General features: G+C 58.6%; 9 protein-coding genes and 2 pseudogenes. 9 read left to right on the forward strand and 2 right to left on the reverse strand.

Annotated features, from left to right (window positions below; genetic code table 11):
- Positions 1-20 precede the first annotated feature (20 nt).
- The 7 genes from BN32_RS00800 to BN32_RS00825 all read left to right on the forward strand — a co-directional run bounded on the left by BN32_RS00800 (position 21) and on the right by BN32_RS00825 (position 10591).
- On the forward strand, positions 21-473 hold the full coding sequence (locus BN32_RS00800; protein ID WP_019195331.1) for a hypothetical protein: 453 nt from the start codon (positions 21-23) through the stop codon (positions 471-473).
- Positions 474-520: 47 nt separating this feature from the next.
- Positions 521-2710 (forward strand): heavy metal translocating P-type ATPase, encoded by a 2190-nt coding sequence (locus BN32_RS00805; RefSeq protein ID WP_040425291.1) that lies wholly within the window; start codon positions 521-523, stop codon positions 2708-2710.
- 961 nt (positions 2711-3671) lie between these two features.
- Positions 3672-5009, forward strand: a complete 1338-nt coding sequence (locus BN32_RS00810; protein ID WP_019195334.1) for an MFS transporter — start codon at positions 3672-3674, stop codon at positions 5007-5009.
- A 3-nt stretch (positions 5010-5012) separates the two neighbouring features.
- Positions 5013-5636, forward strand: a complete 624-nt coding sequence (locus tag BN32_RS00815) for a hypothetical protein (protein WP_019195335.1) — start codon at positions 5013-5015, stop codon at positions 5634-5636.
- 69 nt (positions 5637-5705) lie between these two features.
- Positions 5706-6104 carry a hypothetical protein gene (locus BN32_RS26630; protein ID WP_156946933.1) on the forward strand — a complete coding sequence of 133 codons (399 nt, stop codon included), beginning with the start codon at positions 5706-5708 and terminating at the stop codon, positions 6102-6104.
- Positions 6105-6221: 117 nt separating this feature from the next.
- Positions 6222-7388, forward strand: coding sequence for an efflux RND transporter periplasmic adaptor subunit (locus tag BN32_RS00820; protein ID WP_162161295.1), 1167 nt, complete (start codon positions 6222-6224; stop codon positions 7386-7388).
- Positions 7388-10591: an efflux RND transporter permease subunit gene (locus BN32_RS00825; RefSeq protein ID WP_019195338.1), complete on the forward strand. Its 3204-nt coding sequence runs from the start codon at positions 7388-7390 to the stop codon at positions 10589-10591. Before BN32_RS00820 ends, BN32_RS00825 begins: the two co-directional genes overlap by 1 nt.
- Positions 10592-11035: 444 nt before the next feature.
- Here BN32_RS00825 and BN32_RS00830 read toward each other — a convergent pair.
- Positions 11036-12184, reverse strand: a pseudogene (locus BN32_RS00830) (IS1182 family transposase); the annotation flags it as partial.
- A gap of 909 nt (positions 12185-13093) precedes the next feature.
- Between BN32_RS00830 and BN32_RS26635 the strand changes: the two are divergent.
- Both BN32_RS26635 and BN32_RS25510 read left to right on the forward strand, forming a co-directional pair.
- Positions 13094-13180: pseudogene (locus BN32_RS26635) on the forward strand (IS5/IS1182 family transposase); the annotation flags it as partial.
- Positions 13181-13220: 40 nt separating this feature from the next.
- Positions 13221-15557 (forward strand): CHAT domain-containing protein, encoded by a 2337-nt coding sequence (locus BN32_RS25510; protein WP_084494540.1) that lies wholly within the window; start codon positions 13221-13223, stop codon positions 15555-15557.
- Positions 15558-16013: 456 nt separating this feature from the next.
- Here BN32_RS25510 and BN32_RS00840 read toward each other — a convergent pair whose 3' ends face one another.
- On the reverse strand, positions 16014-17075 hold the full coding sequence (locus BN32_RS00840) for a DUF3800 domain-containing protein (protein WP_040425293.1): 1062 nt from the start codon (positions 17073-17075) through the stop codon (positions 16014-16016).
- Between the last annotated feature and the right edge of the window lie 81 nt (positions 17076-17156).

Consider the following 17156-nt stretch of genomic DNA (forward strand, 5'->3'; position numbering starts at 1 on the left):
GTAAGCATGGGACGGATCGAATGCTGATCGGATCGCGCAACGCCAAGCTCGAAAGTGCGGCTCATCTCATTATGGCCAGCGCTATCCGCTGCGCCCGTCGTTTGCGCTTCCTAGCAGCCGTCTTGTTCCTTGTCATTGTTGTCAGCGGTTCATGGTTCGAGCTTCAGGCACAGTCCGCCAAAGCCAAGATTGTCGGCTTAGGCGCCACCACCTGCCAGCGGTTCAACGATGACGTCAAAGCCAATCCCGTGCTTCGGCGGGACTACCTCGCGTGGGCCCAAGGGTTCATGAGCGGCATCTTGTTGAGTAGGCCGCCCGGTGTAGACGAGGGTCTCGATCTCGATCCCGTGACCTTCGACCTCATCAATCAATTACACTTTCTAGAAGATCATTGCGCTCGAAACAATTCGGTGGATTTCGCCGACGCAGTCGAAGCGCTCTACAAGCGGCTTCGGCAGAAAGGCAAAACGTGACCCGGACTCAGTCTGCAAAATTCATCCGCACCACGGAAGTTTCATCCATGACTGACACGGCACAGACCGCCAAAGTACGCCTCCGCGTCGAGGGGATGGACTGCGCCTCTTGCGCCACAAAGATTGAAAATGCTCTGCACCGGATGCCCGGCGTTAGCGATGTGGTCGTATCGGTACCTGCGGGCACGGTGACTATCACACATGGCGGAAGGGCGGGTGATGACAGCATCCGCGAGCAGATTTCGGATCTGGGCTACCGGGTAACAGCCAGGGAGGAGATCGGGGTCAAACATCCAAACCATGATCAGGGTGAGCGAACGTCGTCGACGCAAGACGAAACGGATACCCACATTCATGGGAACGCTGCCGCCGGTCAGCCCTGGTGGCAAACCCGGAAAGGCATTCTCACCATCGCATCCGGGCTGGCGCTGGCGATTGCCTATCTAATTGGCAAATTCATTCCGGCGACGGAGCGTTGGGCGTTTCTGCTTGCGATGATGGTCGGCCTGATTCCGATCGCAAGGCGCGCGATATCCGCCGCGCGGGCCGGCACGCCATTCTCGATCGAAATGTTGATGTCAGTCGCTGCCGTGGGCGCGGTGATCATTGGAGCAACCGAAGAGGCAGCAACCGTCGTCTTCCTGTTTCTGATTGGCGAACTTCTGGAGGGCGTGGCTGCAAGTCGTGCCCGAGCCAGCATCCAAAACTTAACCAAGCTGGTTCCCAAGACAGCTCGGCTGGAAGAAAATGGGCAGGTAAGCGAGATCCAGGCAGACACCCTTGCTGTCGGAGCGACGATCCAGATACGACCCGGCGACCGCATTCCCGCCGATGGGGTCATTCTTTCCGGAGAAAGCGCGATCGACGAAGCTCCGGTCACCGGAGAAAGCACGCCCGTCCGAAAAGGGCCTGACGAGAACCTGTTTGCCGGCACCGTCAACGGCGATGGCTTGCTGCGCGTGCGCGTCACCGCTGCCGCCGCGGACAATACTATTGCGCGCGTGGTGCGTCTCGTCGAGGAAGCGCAGGAGTCGAAAGCTCCCACGGAAAGGTTCATAGACCGGTTTTCCCGTTTCTACACGCCGGGCGTGGTCGCGGTGGCCGCGTTGGTGGCAGTCGTCCCGCCGCTGCTGTTCGGCGGGGCCTGGAGCGCCTGGATTTACAAGGGTCTCGCCATTCTCCTGATCGGCTGTCCATGCGCACTCGTCATCTCGACGCCCGCTGCAATTGCGGCCAGCCTGTCCGCAGGCGCCCGCCGGGGACTGCTCCTGAAAGGCGGCGCGGTTCTGGAGCAGATCGGCAAGATCACCGTGGCATGTTTCGACAAGACCGGCACGCTGACGGCCGGCAAGCCTCAGGTCACGGACATCATCGGCTTTGCGTGCAGGGAGGTAGATGTCCTGCGTTTCGCTGCGGCGCTTGAGTCGGGTTCAAGTCACCCGCTCGCTACCGCGATTCTGGCTAAAGCAAACGAGCAGCAGATTTCGGCGCCTCCGACCTCCGACTCGAAGGCGATCGGCGGAAAGGGAATCCGAGCGACGGTCGAGGGACAACAGATATTCCTCGGGTCTCCCAAGGCCGTTGCGGAATTGTCGCCCCTCACGGCCGAGCAGGAAGCAAAGATTGCAGCCCTCAATGATGAGGGAAAAACAGTTTCCATCGTTGTGGTCGAAAATGAAATCGCCGGAGCAATCGCGATGCGTGACGAGCCCCGCCCGGACGCACTGAAGGGACTTAAGCTTCTGAGGGATGGCGGGATCCGCACCATAATGCTGACCGGAGACAATCGCCGCACCGCGAACGCGGTCGGAAAACAATTAGGTATCGATGTCGAAGCGGAATTGCTGCCCGAAGACAAGCAGCGGATCGTTGGCAAACTCAAAGAAGCTGGCTGGTCGGTTGCCAAGATCGGCGACGGCATCAATGACGCGCCTGCGCTGGCTGCCGCCGACGTCGGCATCGCGATGGGTGGAGGCACCGACGTCGCGCTGGAAACGGCCGATGCTGCCGTGCTTCACGGGCGTGTTTCGGACGTGGCCGCCATGGTCGATCTGTCGAGGCGGACGATGGTCAATATCCGGCAGAACATCGCGGTCGCGCTCGGTCTAAAAGCCGTATTCCTCGTAACCACCGTGATCGACCTAACGGGCTTATGGCCGGCCATTCTTGCTGACACGGGCGCGACAGTATTGGTGACATTGAACGCGCTGCGTTTGTTGCAGACCGCTAAAAACTGAAGTCGTTATTCGTAGCCAGACACGTTGAGGCTTGGTCTTGGGATATCATGAACGAAGGAAAGTTTTTAAGGCTGGCGTAGCCTCCTTTGGCGGAGCGAGGATATCTTGCACAGTTCGGAGTCTGAGTTTTTCTAGAGCACTGCTGGAAATTGAGGACGCAGCAGGAATTCCGAAGAAATTCACTCTTTTAATTGCCACTGACGAGTTTCGGCGGGCTTGTCGAGTTATTTGGAGGACTGAAGAAAGGCTCGGTGTGGCTTTCGAGCCGATCTGACTCAGGGAGCCTGATTTTGGCAGACTATAGGAGGATACAATGCTGCACTTACTGATCGCACTCATGGTGTGTCTGACCGCAACTGGAGCAAACGCGCGAGCGTCGGGAATGGCGCAGGGCAAATTTTCCCCGCTCTCAAACGAACGCCTGCAACGGCTGCCGCCGGTTATTCACAAGGCGTTCAAGTCCGCGCAGCTTCTGTGCAGGGACGACACAATAAATGTTCGAACGGGGTTTCTGCGATACTTGAAAGGGTCGGGGGGCGAAGAGTTTGTCGCAATACACTTCGACCAGTTCGGGTGTTCTAATCGAGATGCTCTCTGTTCGCCGAACGGTTGTCTTCATCGCGTCTTCGTTTCCAGAGGAGGCAAGCACCGCGAGGTTTGGCGAGGAGATGTATTCGAGATCGATATGTCGATCGACTCAGGGGTGCCGTCGGTCGACGTCGATTGTAGCCGAGGCGGTTCGTTTTGCCGGTATCAGATGCAATGGAATGGCAAGCGGTTTCGTTAAGGCTGCCGACGTGCAGTCGATTCGTTCAAAGAATTGCAATCGCGGCCGCTTGATGACGATGATCGTCGCCTATAGCTGGTAATCGCCATCGTCGGGATCGGCTAGAATTCGCGTCTGTTGTCTGGTGCTGCCTGTTGGGTCCTTATCTCACGTCAGTGACTGGAAGTTTGCCGCATGCTGGCCATTCTCGCCAATCGAACCTACCGCCATCTCTTCGCAGCTCAGGTTATAGCGCTCATCGGCACAGGTCTGATGACGGTTGCGCTGGGGCTGCTTGCCTTCAGGCTTGCGGGTGACCGGGCCGGAGCAGTTCTTGGGACTGCGCTTGCCATCAAAATGGTCGCCTATGTCGGTATCGCTCCGATCGTCGGCAGTCTTGCGGGCTACCTCCCGCGCCGGGCGTTTCTGGTCGCGATGGATCTTGTGCGGGCATCAGTCGCTATCGCATTGCCATTCGTGGATCAGGTCTGGCAGGTCTACATGTTGATCCTCCTTCTTCAGGCAGCGTCTGCGGCGTTCACGCCGACATTTCAGGCGACCATTCCCGACGTGCTTCCCGACGAGCGCGATTATACACGCGCCTTGTCACTGTCCCGGCTGGCGTACGATCTTGAAAATCTGCTCAGTCCAATGCTTGCAGCAGCATTGCTGACGGTCATTTCCTTCAACATGCTGTTTGCCGGAACGGTGGTTGGTTTTCTGTGTTCTGCGCTGCTGGTCGTCTCGGTGCAGCTCCCTCGATCGGCTGCAGGCGCAAGCGGCGGTGAAACGTTCTTCGACAAGACCACCAAGGGTATCCGTATCTATCTTGCAACGCCGCGACTTCGCGGTCTGTTGGCCTTGAACCTGTCCGTGGCGTCCGCTGGCGCCATGGTCATCGTCAACACTATCGTGTTGGTGCGCGCGCTGCTGGGGCGTCCCGATAGCGATGTCGCGGTGGCGCTTGTCTGCTTCGGTGCCGGTTCGATGCTCGCGGCGCTGTTGTTGCCGCGTGTGCTTGACCGCCTGCCGGATCGTGGTGTGATGATTTCCGCGGCTGGCCTGCTGGTGGTTCTGCTGCTCGTTGTGGCGATTGTCTTGCGCGTAGGTAGCTACGATGGCGTTTGGCCGATTCTGCTTGCGCTGTGGGCGTTGATAGGAATCGGCTATAGCGGCGTCCAAACTCCGACGGGCCGACTGTTGCGGCGATCCGCACAGCCTGCCGACCGGCCCGCAGTGTTCGCTGCGCAATTTGCATTGTCGCATGCATGTTGGCTGCTGACGTATCCGCTCGCCGGCTGGTTGGGGGGCTCGGCTGGACTGTCGGTCACGGTGCTTGTTCTGGCGGGGATCACGCTTTCGGGAGTGGTGATGGCGAAGACGGTTTGGCCGGCCAACGATCCGGATGTGATTGAACATGACCACCCGGGTCTGGATCCTGACGATCCTCACCTGACAAACTCCCCTTCAAAGCGGCACGCGCATGTGTTCGTGATCGACGACCATCACCGGCGCTGGCCGAACGACGCCTGACAAATGGAAACGCTTGTTTCAATTCTGCCGCTGGGCATTTTGTTCGACGCAATTCATGCCATGACGCCCGGCCACGGCAAGACGATCTTGGCGTCCTATCTCGTCGGATCGCGTCTTGAGAAGCTGCGTGGAATGGCTGTAGCGGGCGTTCTTGCCCTGACGCATGTCGCTTCCGCTGTCGTTATCGCCTTGGCTGCGGCGCCTTTGATCACGCGCACGCTGGGTGGCGCGGGCGGCGCGCCCCTTCTCGAAGACGTCAGCCGAGGAATTCTCGTGATGCTCGGTGCCTGGCTGCTCTATCGGGCAATGCGAGGCGCGCATCGCCATTCTTCCGGCGAAGGGGTGTTTGTCGGGTTTATCGCCGGTCTCGTTCCGTGTCCGCTGACCCTCTTCGTCATGTTCTTCGCGATCACCTGTGGGGTTACTGAAGCGGGGCTGACATTTTCCCTCGCGATGATGCTCGACGTAGCCTCGACGCTAATAGCGGTTGCCGTATTGGCGATATTCGCCCGCGATCGGCTCATGAGCGTTCTGTCCCGGCATGGAACATCCATAGAGCGCCTGACGCGTGGGCTCGATAGCGGGCTATTATTAATATTTCTGGGATTTCGCGAATTGTTCGCATGAAGCATGCGCCCGGGCTTTCCACCGCTGCGGGCGGTTGTTCGTTTCCCATCGAGCAGATATAAGGGGCGCATGGTTGCTTGCGCAAAGATAGCCCGGCTGGCGTATTTTCGGTCGCGTGTTCTGGCCGTACTGTGCGTTGCGCTGACTTTATCGCTCGGTGCCAGCAAAGTTATCGCTGCAAGCGAAAGTACTCATCACGAACTGGAAATCACGCAAGCCGGGTCGACCGCTGCGATCGTCTATTGCTCGGGCGATGATCGATCGTGCGACCTTCCCGATCATGATCATGACCACGTTGTTCCGCACCTCCATACCGCGGACACCGGCGTCATCGGTTTACCCGCGGCAGACAGCCCGATATCCATCCAGTATCGCGTTGCGGGGAGTGTGAACCTTGCGACGTCCCTGCTAGTCGAGGGGCTCAAGCAACAAGCTCCCGATCGCCCCCCAAGAACCACCTGCATCTGATCTCGGCCGGCGCAATTTCGCGCCACCGAACGGATTCGAGAGGGCGCGCGTCAACCGTCGGCATGTGACGCCGGCTTCGGTCGATGACCGCCGCTCCATATGCAGGAGTTAAAGGGAATGTCGATACGAATGTCATTCGTCGTCATCGAGCTTATGCTGGCGCTCGCGCCGCTACAATCGGTCCGCGCGGCGCAAGAGAGCAAGACCAGCACAAGCGGCGCCGGGGGTGGCACGATTACGCTATCCGCCGATCAAATCGCAGGAGCGAAGATCGAAGTGGCCCCGGCGGGTCCCGGCGAACTGGCGCGGACTGTCACCGTTCCGGGCAATGTGATCATGGACCCGGACCGCATCGGTCACGTTCCGTCGAAGGTCATCGGAACCGTCATCGAACTGCGAAAGCGGTTGGGCGACGCTGTACAGAAGGGTGAGATCGTAGCGTTTCTCGACAGCCGCGAGGTTGCCGACGCCAAGAGCGAATTCCTGACGGCAAGCACCAATCTTGAGCTTCAGACCACTCTCTTTGAGCGTGAGCGCACACTTTGGGAGAGAAAGATTTCCGCCGAACAGCAATTCCTTCGCGCGGAGAATGCCTTCTCCGTCGCCAAACTTCGGCAGGATCTTGCCCGCCAGAAGCTGTCAGCACTCGACCTCGACGAGAGCGAGATCGCTGATCTGCCGAAGCAGCCGGTCTCAAACCTTCGCCGCTACGCCCTGCGTTCGCCTATCGCCGGTCGGGTCATCGATCGCAAGGTCGATCTCGGTGCGCCTGTCGGCGGCGACCAGCAGGAAAAGGAAATCTACGTCGTCGCCGACTTCTCGTCGGTTTGGGTCGAGCTCATTGCCTCGCCGCGCGATCTTGCCATCGTTCGCGAAGGTGACGGTGTCACGATTGGTGATGGATCGACGAAGGAGAAGGCGCAGGGCCCGCTCATCTTTATTAGCCCGTCCGTGAATGCGGAAACACGGTCGGTCCGGCTGATCGCTGCATTAGAAAATCCAAAAGGCCGGTGGCGGCCGGGAGCCGCCGTGCTGGCGAATCTGCCGGTAGAGAAGCGTGCCGTTGCGATTCTCGTTCCCAGAGGTGCGCTCCAGACCGTGGACGGAAAAGCGGTCGTGTTCGAACGCACGGCGGAAGGCTTTCAGGCTCGCGCGATCGAGACCGGAACCATGACGGAGGAAGCCGCCGAGGTCGTATCGGGCTTGCGCCCGGGCAGCGTGATTGCCGTCACGAATACGTTCGTCCTGAAGTCCGACCTCGCCAAGTCAAAGGCGGACGAGTGATGATCGAAAAAGTCCTCGCTCTATCGATTGCCAATCGTTGGCTGGTTCTGTTGCTAACTGCCGTCGCCTGCGCGTTCGGCCTATGGTCGCTGAACAAGCTCCCCATCGATGCCGTCCCTGATGTCACCAACAATCAGGTGCAGATCAATGCGATCGCACCGGCCCTCACGCCAGTGGAGATGGAAAAGCAGATCACCTTTCAGATCGAAAACATTCTGGCTGGCACCCCGACCCTGGAATACACCCGCTCGTTCTCGCGCAACGGTTTTGCGCAGATTACGGCGGTCTTCAACGACAAGACCAACATCTATTTCGCCCGCCAGCAGGTCAATGAACGTCTGCAGGAGATCAGGCAAGCGCTTCCGCCCGGAGCCGAAGTGAAGTTAGGCCCAATTTCGACTGGATTGGGCGAGGTGTATTGGTGGGCCGTCGAGTATCAGACGCCTGGCAAGGGTGCCGATATCATCGACGGCAAGCCGGGCTGGCAGAGCGATGGCAGTTATTTGACTCCGGAAGGTCAGCGTTTGCGGAGCGACTTCGAGCGTTCGGTGTATTTGCGCGTGGTTCAGGATTGGATCATTCGGCCGCAGATGCGGAGCGTACCCAGTGTCGCCGGGGCCGACGCCATCGGCGGTTACGTCAAGCAGTATCAGATCGAGCCCGACGCATCGAAGTTGGTGGCTTACAAGATCTCCTTCGACGACATCGTTAAAGCCGTGCAGGCAAATAACGTCAGCCGGGGCGCAAGCTTTATCGAACGTTACGGCGAGAATTACGTCGTGCGCTCAGGCGGACGGATCGAAGACATCTCCCAGATCGGTGACATCGTCGTCGCGACGCGGGGCGGGATGCCGCTGCGGGTCAAGGAGCTCGCCGACGTGACGATCGGTCGCGAATTGAGGACCGGAAGCGCAAGTCTCGACGGGCACGAGGTTGTGCTCGGCACCGCGCTCATGCTGATCGGAGGCAACAGCCGAACGGTCGCCGCCGCTGCGGCGGCCAAGATCGAACAGATCAATGCCACCCTGCCGTCGGGAATCGTCGCGAAAACCGTTCTCAATCGAACGCAATTGGTGGATGCAACGATCAGTACGGTTGCGAAGAATCTACTCGAGGGAGCGGCCCTCGTCATCATTATCCTCTTCGCATTGCTGGGTAACCTGCGTGCTGCGCTCATTACGGCGCTGGTGATCCCGGTCTCGATGTTGCTGACCGTTTCCGGCATGCTGGAGGCGAGGATCAGTGCAAACCTGATGAGCCTTGGCGCGATCGACTTTGGCCTCATAGTCGACGGCGCCGTGATCATCACCGAGAACTGTCTGCGGCATCTGGCCGCCCGACAGCATGGCCTCGGCCGTGAACTCAATCTGTCCGAACGTCTCGGCACCGTGAAGCTTGCGGCCACCGAGATGATCAAGCCGTCCGTCTACGGCCAGGCTGTGATCATCATCGTGTACGTTCCGCTGCTCACCTTCTCCGGCGTGGAAGGCAAGATGTTCGAGCCGATGGCGCTCACGGTCATCATCGCGCTGCTCTCGGCGTTCGTGCTTTCGCTCACCTTTGTGCCGGCCATGGTCGCGATCTTCGTGACGGGACGCGTACAGGAAAAGCCGAACAGGTTGGTCCGGAATCTGATCGGCATGTACCGGCCGGCGCTGGCGCGTGCGCTCAGGGTGCCCGGTGTCATCGCCGGCCTTGGCGCGGCAATTTTTGCCCTGAGTGTGATGGTGTTCCTGTCGCTGGGGCAGGAGTTCAATCCGACGCTGGACGAGAAGAACATCGTGATCGAGGCGAGGCGCGCTCCGAGTTCTTCGCTGACTCAATCGCAATCCATGCAGTTGGAACTGGAGCGCGTCGTATCAAAGTTTCCGGAGGTCGCTTTTGTGTTTTCGCGCGCCGGTACTCCCGACATCGCCGCCGACCCAATGCCTCCGAACGCAGCGGACGCCTATGTCATCCTCAAACCGCAGGAGCATTGGCCCGATCCCGGCCTGTCAAAACAGCAATTGATCGAGCGCATCGATGGCGAGTTGCAAAAGCTGCCGGGCACTAATTTCAGCTTCTCTCAACCGATCCAGATGCGCTTCAACGAGCTGATCGCGGGCGTTCGCGAGGACGTTGCGGTCAAGGTCTTTGGCGAGGAATTCGGACCGATGCTGAAGGTCGCGAATGAGGTGGCGGGCATTCTCCGGAGTATCGAGGGTGCTGCCGACGTCAGGGTCGAGGAGGCGACAGGGCTGCCGTTCCTTGAGATCAATATCGACAAGAACGAGATATCGAGGCGGGGGTTGAGTATCGCCGCTGTGCAGGACGTCGTCGGGACTGCGATCGGCGGGCGAGACGCGGGCCTGGTCTTTGAAGGCGACCGCCGTTTCCAGATCATCGTCCGTCTCGCTGACGCGGCGCGGACAGATATGGATGTAATCCGTAATCTTCCGCTGCCCTTGCCGGCGGAAGGCGGTCAGCCGTTCCGCATGACGATCCCGCTTCGGGATGTCGCATCGCTGGCGTTCACGGAGGGCCCTAATCAGGTCAGCCGGGAAAACGGCAAGCGCCGCGTGGTCGTAACCGCGAACGTACGCGGCCGGGATATCGGCTCCCTGATTCAGGAAGCTCAGTCCCGAATTGCGCAGGAGATCAAACCGCCGCCCGGATACTGGCTGGTCTGGGGCGGCCAGTTTGAAAATCTGGCCTCGGCGCGGCAACGGCTGATGATCGTCGTGCCAATTTGTTTTTCAATGATCTTCCTGATCCTGTTCGCAGCCCTCGGGTCTGGTCGCGATGCTCTCCTCGTCTTCAGTGCTGTACCGCTCGCGCTATCGGGAGGCATCGTCGCGCTATGGCTGCGCGGCATGCCGTTTTCAGTATCCGCGGCCGTCGGCTTTATCGCTTTGTCGGGTGTTGCTGTTCTGAACGGCCTGGTGATGCTGACCTTCATCAAGCAATTGATGACGAAGGGACTTTCGTTAGGGGATGCAGTGGTCGAGGGCGCCATCACTCGGCTGAGGCCGGTCGTCATGACCGCCTTGGTGGCATCGGTGGGCTTCATTCCGATGGCGCTTGCAACGGGAACAGGTGCCGAAGTCCAGAAGCCGCTGGCGACAGTGGTCATCGGAGGGCTCGTCACCGCGACACTTCTCACGCTGTTTGTCTTGCCGGCGCTTTATCTTCTCTTCGGGCGAGAGACAAACGGAAAGCCATAGATCCAATTCTGCGCAAAGCGCAGAAGGGAAGTTCTGAAAGGCAGGTGAGTGGTGATGGTTGGGCGGCGGATGGCTGGTAGGTTGGCTCGTTAGTTGGTGGGGGCTTTTCAATATAGCGCTACCGCATCAGATGGGCGCACCGAGATCGGCTTGATTTTGGAGCGGTGGTACTAGCGATAGGAGTACGTAGCCTCTGACGCATCGGCGCCCTCGCGACGAACAGCCGCGATACATAAGCATTCGGACAGCGACGGTCGTGAAGTCAGCGACTGGTGCTGGAGACTTTGACGTAGCGAACGGGCGGTGGATCGCTAGGAAATGGCCGATCACCGGCCAAAAGCAGACGAGGAATGGAAACGCCTCCACGTCGCATTTTGACCCAGGTTGTGTAAAAACGCGGACGCTTATGGTTGGGCAATCGCGACCTGGTCCGCGCGACGGGCCTCACGCGCGGATCGCTTCCATCAGTCCGCCAACGCCCAGAATGCGCATCACCCGTTTCATGTTGTAGGCCAGGACGTGCAGCGCCATTTCGGTACTTACGTGCTTGAGCGTTTTCATCTGGAAGTGCGTCGCTCCCATCCACGACTTTATCGTGCCGAATGGATGCTCGACAGTCTGGCGGCGTACGCGCATCTTATCCGGGTTCCGATCGAGCCGCGCTTGCACGGCCTCAAGGACGGCTTCGTGGACCCATCGTGAGATCCGCCGCTCTTTACCCGTTGTGCACTGGCCCTTCAGTGCGCAGGCCTGACAGGCGGTGGTCCAATAGCGACGCAGTGTCTTGCCGTCCTCTTCATTGGTGTAGCGATAGGTTAGCTTTTCACCGGCGGGGCAAAGATAGACGTCGTCTTCGGCGACATAGACGAAGTCCTGCTTGCCGAAGCGTCCTTTGGCGTTGATGCCCGAGGTCATCGGCTTCGGCAGATAGACCGTGATGCCGGCTTCCTCGCAGGCCAGAATTTCCTCTCCGCTATAGTACCCGCGATCGACAACAGCCTCGATGGTCTCAGAACCAATCGCTGCGCGCGCCCGCTCGGTCATGTGAGATAGTTGGCTCCGATCAGACCCAACGTTGGTCACCTCATGGGCAACAATGAGATGATACTTGGTGTCTACGGCACTTTGCACATTGTAGCCGACCATCCCGCTGCCTCGGCCGCTTGTGGCCATCGAGCGCGCATCGGGATCGGTCAGCGAGATCTGCTGGTCCTTGGTCTGCATCATCTGGGAGTTCAGCGCGTTCAGGCGCAGTATCTCTTGGCGCAGCGTTGCAATCTTTTCGTTGAGCCGGGTGATCTTGGCCCCTGGGACCGCTTCGCCCTGGCGATCAGCGCTATCAAGCTGGGAGAGATAGCGGGCGATGCTCTCGTCAATCTGCGCCAGCCGCCGCTGCATCTTGGCTTGCGTGAAGTTCCGGTCCCGCGTGTTGACAGCTTTGAACTTGCTGCCGTCGATCGCAACGCTCGCCGCGCTGAACAGTTCAAGGCGCCGGCACAGCACCACAAACTCACGGCAGACCTTGCGTATAGCCTCACCATTGTCCTTGCGGAAATCGGCTATCGTTTTGAAGTCCGGCATCAGGCGGCCGGTGCGCCGTGCCCATTCGAGTAAACCCTACGACTCTTCCAGGACAATATCGACAAGCAGACAACCTCCATTTGACGGCCCAAGGGAACGCCGTTTTGGCGTCTCATGTATTGCCTCAGGTAATCGCTGCGCTCGGCAAGTCGCGCTAAGTTTTCGTGTCATATGTAATGCGCGACGATCGCGGGAGGCTTAAATGCGCGCCCCTTTCGCTCAGCATACTTTCTCGCTCCCCGGCGTGATTTTCGCGACAGCTTTATATTGTCACCCCACCTCGGCCAACGCGCAAACGTCGAGCTTCGTCGCGCCACCGCGGACAATTTCTGACATCGCCGCTATTTTGGATAACGAACGACCCAAGGTGTCGCAAATAGAAGCAACCAAGACCTTGGCCGGCGTCAATTTGCCAATTGACGTGAACGGTGTCGAGCTTGCGCGGCTCCTGTCCAGGCGCGCTATTGCCCGATGGGATCTTGGACGGTTCAAAGAAGCGGTTGCCGATTGCGAAGAAGCCATTCGTTTGGCACGAGAGGCGTCGGCCGACCCCTATGAGCAACAGGTCCTTTTACTGCGGTTATACCAAGGTTCCGGCGTGCCGCAACGAACGCTTGCCGTGCTCGATGACATGGTTCGGGACAATCAAACGCCCCAAAAGCGGACACGGTTAATTGCCATCTACAGGTTGCGCGTCATTAGTAGTCTTTCGCTGGGACGCATCCATGATGCGGAGACGTTTTTGCATGCCGCGGAGTCAATTCTGGCTGACGCAAAATCGAATGCGGTCCCACTACCACCGAGCGCAAATTGGGTTGTTGAAGATGCGCGAGCAAGAGTTTTAGCGGCGCGGGGCGACTATGCTTCCGCGGCGCTTTCCTTTCAAAAGGCGCAGATTTTCGTTAGTGCACTGATTCAAGGCGGCGCATCCACACCCGTTACGACCGATGCGCCCATACCTTCATGTCGGCCATCTGCATCGCAGCCGCCGTCATTTTCTGGCTTTAATCAATGAGTCCTGACCCTAGCTATTGCTCAAGAAAGCCGGATGAAGATGCTTCAGGGCCGTCTTGTGGAGGCTGAAGTTAACGCGCGTCAAGTCTTGCTCAATCGGTTGAAAGCGGTCGGCAAATTCAATCCAGAAATCCCGAACTTTCTTTCTCTGTTAGGTGAAATTCTGACTGAACAAGGCCGGCATGCTGAGTCGGAGAAATTGATACGGGCGTCTTTGGATATCTATGAGACGCTTGGGGTGTCGCATGAGGCGACCGGATATTTGCGCGACGAGAGACGTCTTGCGATAACACTCGGACTCGAGAATCGCTGGAGTGACTCTGCCAAGATATTTGATGACATCGACGTCATAACGGAAAATTGGGAGCCAACATTACGCAACCAGTTTCGACTGGATCCAATTCGTATAGTAGCCCGCTATAGGATAGGGGACTTTGCTGGTGGACTGACACTCGCACAAGAGCTTCTGCAAACCAGTCAGACAAGGTTTGGCGCACACCATTTCGCTGTCGCGATGGCACGCGGCTACGTTGCGATTGGACTTACGAACACCGGTCAGCACGTGGCGGCCTTGCGCGAGTTCAGGACCGCAATCCCGGTGCTGCGGTCGCAACTGCCATCAGATGATGAGACTGATGATGGTGCTCAAACTGCAGTTCGCGTTGAACAACTGCGCAATGTTGTGGAGGCCTATGTTGCGCTGCTGGCAAAGGAACGCGCTAAGGGACTTGGGACCGCCGAGATCGACAATGAGTCCTTTCAGCTTGTTGAGTTCATTCGTGGCAGCACTGTCAAAATGGCGCTGGCCGCATCCGGCGCGCGATTTGTTGCGAACGATCCCGTACTGGCTTCTTTGGTTAGAGAGGAACAGGACCTAGGAATAAAAATCAGCGCACAGCTTGGCTTACTTAGCAATGCGCTTGCCCTTCCTCCCGGCGATCGCGACGACACGGCAGTGAAGAAACTCCGCGACCAAATCGAAAGGATGCGCGGCGAGCGGAAATTCACCCAACGCCAGATTGAACGAGAGTTTCCAGAATATGCCGCCCTCGTCAATCCAAAGCCTCCGACGATTGCCGACGTCCGAAACGTCCTTCGAGCAGATGAGGCGGTCCTATCATTCTATTTCGGCAGGGAGGCAAGCTTTGTATGGGCAATTCCTAAGAACGGCGAGCTCAGTTTTGCCGTCATCCCAACCACGAGTGAAAGGATCGAAGCTCAAATTCGTAAGCTGCGCGAAGCTCTTGAACCGAAGGTTGCGATGATTTCTGATATCCCGGCGTTCGATGTAAAGCTTGCGTTGGAGCTTTACCACAGCCTGCTGAAGCCGGTTGAGGACGGGTGGAAGCCCGCAAAGAATCTGATCGTCGTGACCAATGGCGCGCTCGGGCTTCTGCCGCTGTCGCTGCTGCCAACTGCACCGACGGTATTGGACGCGAACGACGATCCATTGTTCGCGAACTACAGAAAAGTGCCGTGGCTCGCGCGGACCCATGCCGTCACGCTGGTGCCGTCGGCATCTACGCTGCAGACCTTGCGCAAACTCCCGCCAGGCAAGCCCTCGCGGCAGGATATTATCGCATTCGGCGATCCATATTTCAGCAAGGATCAAGCGGATGAGGCAGCAAAGGACGACGAGCTGGCTCAGGTGGCCGATGCGTCCAGCATCATGTCTGGGTTGCCGTTGAAGCGCCGCAATAGTCCTCAGCTTGAGGGGGCCGATACTGCGCAGTTGGCCCAGCTTCCGCGACTTCCCGATACCGCGGATGAGTTGAAGTCAATCGCACTCGCGCTGCAGGCTAACCCAGCCACGGTTCTCAACCTCGGCAAGGACGCCAATGAGCAGAAGGTCAAAACCATGGACCTGTCGGGGTTCAAAATCATCGCCTTTGCCACGCATGGGTTGGTGCCAGGTGAGCTCGACGGCCTGACGCAGCCAGCGCTGGCGTTGTCCGCTCCCGATGTCGCCGACACCGACGGCGATGGTCTCCTGATCATGGAAGAAATCCTCGCGCTCAAGCTCGATGCCGACTGGGTGTTGCTTTCGGCCTGCAACACCGGCGCGGGGGCGGGAGTCGGCGCCGAAGCAGCGTCAGGACTTGGACGTGCATTCTTCTACGCCGGAACCCGCGCGCTTCTCGTGACCAACTGGTCGGTCCATTCGCAGTCGGCGCGTGAACTCGTGACGGATTTGTTTAAGCGGCAGGTTGATGATGCGAAGCTGACCCGCGGTGAGGCCTTGCGGACGGCGATGATGGCGCTGGCGGATGGTCCTGGATATATCGGTGCCGACGGCAAGACCGAGTTCGCCTACGCACACCCCTTGTTCTGGGCGCCCTATTCCATCATCGGCGATGGCGGGGGCCGGTGATGCGCGATCTTCACCCGCTCTCAGCATAAGAAATTATATAGCAATTTCAATTACATATGAGTTCGCAGTTTTATTCTGAATGGCGCGCCAAATTGCCACCATTCAGAATAAAACTGCGAACAACATCGGCGCGTGGGCGTGGCGGTATTCTCCCGTTTTATTCAGATAGCTGACGTTGCTCCATGCCTATTCACACTCCAGTTCGGCGATGATCTGTTGGCAAGGTCATGATAGAGGCTTCTCCGGGCGGGAGCGTTCTGGTGGCGATGCTTGGACATCGCAGGTCGCCACGACGGACGCCGGAAGCGTTCCGTCCAGCCCTCAACCCGTCACGGCAAACCGGTCCGCACTTCCCTCCCAGCGGGGCGTTGCGGCAGCGGGCTCCGCAGAAGGGGGCGATCGAGACGCCAAGGCTCGGTCGCAGGGGAAGGCCTTCCCACCGCGTGGGAGTTCGCGTCAGCTCTTGCGTGGGCCGGCAAAATTTGTAGAAAAATAGTCGATCAGCTCAGACGCTTGGGTGCCTTGCCTGAAACGCCGTTGCTCCTCGAAGTTGAGGGATGGGATCAGGTGTATAAACTGGTGATCGGCGTAGAGTGACATCACCGCCTCTGGGTCTAGCCCACCGGACCGCAGGCCTGTCATATTATTCGCCGCTTCGATCGCGGTGCCGATCATGACGTCGGCCAGTTGCACCGCGGGGCTCGTCTTGGAATCAACTTGCGAGACTTCTGTGAGCTTGAGCGGGAATTTCAAGGATGCAATTTCGGTTTGGCGAAACTCGATTTCTTGGTCGTGATCGATGAACCGTTGCAGCAGGTCGTGATAGGTAAGCAGATTCTTCGACTGGTCGTGTTCGACCCGATACGCGCCGTCAGCCATCACCTCCATTCGACTGATGAGCGACTGCAACACAACGAGGGCCGCGTCAGTGTTCACACCGGGCGTAGCTATTGCCGAGAGACATTCCGGCGCTGCATATTGGGCAAGGGGTCCGAGGCCCTCTGGAAACTCTTGCCATCGTGTCGCGCGCGCAGCAGCGACTAGCGCTTTCAAAGCCTCCGGGGTCTTTTCCTTGGCGGCATGTTGAAACGCCACGAGCAGGTTGTCGAAGGCTGCTTGCCCGAGCAGTGTGGGGGCCGCCATCGTAAGCAACGACGCCATCGCGTAGTTCTGACCATTCTCGTAAAAGCCGATGCCTCGTTCGTAGTAGAAGGGTTCAACAGCGTAATCGACGAACATGAGCACCAGGAGGAAGCGCTTATCGCAGACATAGGTCACGCTTTTGAAATGGGTGAGAACATCGCGTTGCAGCGAAATCAACCGCTCGTGATTGCCCGGGCGACGTGACAGCGAGCGGTACTTGAGCTCCGGTGCTTGGAGCCGAGGGAGGTGTTCCTTGATCAGGCGAGCGGCATCTTCATCGCTGATGGCAACCGCCGCGGCGCCCTGAAAGCGCTGGTCGGGGTTGAGGAGGTCAAACCCTGTGTATCCGCTTTCGTCGATGCGAAAGCACTCCATGTCCGCGTTCCCTCGCAATGGCGACACGTCTTTCGCCGTTCGTGAAAATCTCCTTGGGCTCCCATCCAAGCTATGTTTTCT

Source organism: Afipia birgiae 34632 (genome assembly GCF_000308295.2).
GTDB lineage: Bacteria > Pseudomonadota > Alphaproteobacteria > Rhizobiales > Xanthobacteraceae > Afipia > Afipia birgiae.